This is a genomic window from Inquilinus limosus MP06, assembly GCF_000767795.1.
Taxonomy (GTDB): Bacteria; Pseudomonadota; Alphaproteobacteria; order DSM-16000; family Inquilinaceae; genus Inquilinus; species Inquilinus limosus_E.
Genome location: NZ_JANX01001095.1, coordinates 1 through 837, shown reverse-complemented (window position 1 = coordinate 837; position 837 = coordinate 1). Strand labels below are relative to the sequence as shown.

The following is an 837-nucleotide window of genomic DNA, read 5'->3' as shown; positions in this document are numbered from 1 at the left end:
GCCAGCAGCACCAGGTCGCGGCCGGCGCGCTCCGCCTTGTCGACGGCGTCGCGCAGGGCTTCCTGCCGCTCCGGCCAGCCCTTGCCGGACGCCCAGCCATTGTCGACCACCAGCAGCACCGGGCCGCTGCCGGGCAAGGCGGAGCCGGGGTTCAGCACCGGATGGGCCAGGGCAACGATGATCAGCGCCGCCAGCAGCAGCCGCATCAGCAGCAGCCACCAGGGCATCCGCTCCGGCGTCTCCTCCTGCGCCTGCAGGCCCAGCAGCAGGCGGATGGCGGGGAAGCTCAGGCGCCGGGGCGCCGGCGGGGTCACCCGCAGCAGCCAGAAGATCACCGGCAGCAGGATCAGCGCCGCCAGGATGGCGGGCGCCAGGAACACGAGGCCGCCGAGCGTCACCATCTGGCCCTGCCGGTCGCGGCGCCGGACATCACGCCCCACAGGCTCAGCAACGCCGCCTCGGCCGATTTGTCGGTGCGGTGCACGGCGAAGCTCCAGCCGGCGCGGCGGGCGATCGCCGCCAGCCCGTCCTGGTGCTCGGCCAGGCGCTCGCGATAGGCGTCGCGCACCGAGCGGACGCGGGGGATCAGCGCCGATTCGACCTCCTCGATGCCCTCGAAGCGGATGCGGCCCTCGAAGGGCAGCGTCGCCTCGGCCGGGTCGAGGACCTGCAGGATATGGCCGCGCACGCCGCGCGCGGCATAGGCGGCGACCGAGGCGCCGAACTCGTCCAGCGGGGCCAGGCAGTCGCCCAGCAGCACCATCGCGGCATGACGCGGCACCCGCAGCTCCCACGGCACCGCCTTGCCGGCATCGTCGGAGGTGCCGCGGTCCAGCG

2 protein-coding genes are annotated in these 837 nt (G+C 74.6%); both read right to left on the bottom strand.

Annotated elements, in window-relative coordinates; genetic code table 11:
* On the bottom strand, positions 1–401 hold a 401-nt coding region (locus tag P409_RS35415), incomplete at its 3' end, for a BatA domain-containing protein (RefSeq protein WP_034849832.1).
* Positions 395–837 (bottom strand): DUF58 domain-containing protein (locus tag P409_RS39835; protein WP_034849830.1); only part of this gene is annotated, 443 nt, incomplete at its 5' end. The genes P409_RS39835 and P409_RS35415, both read right to left, overlap by 7 nt.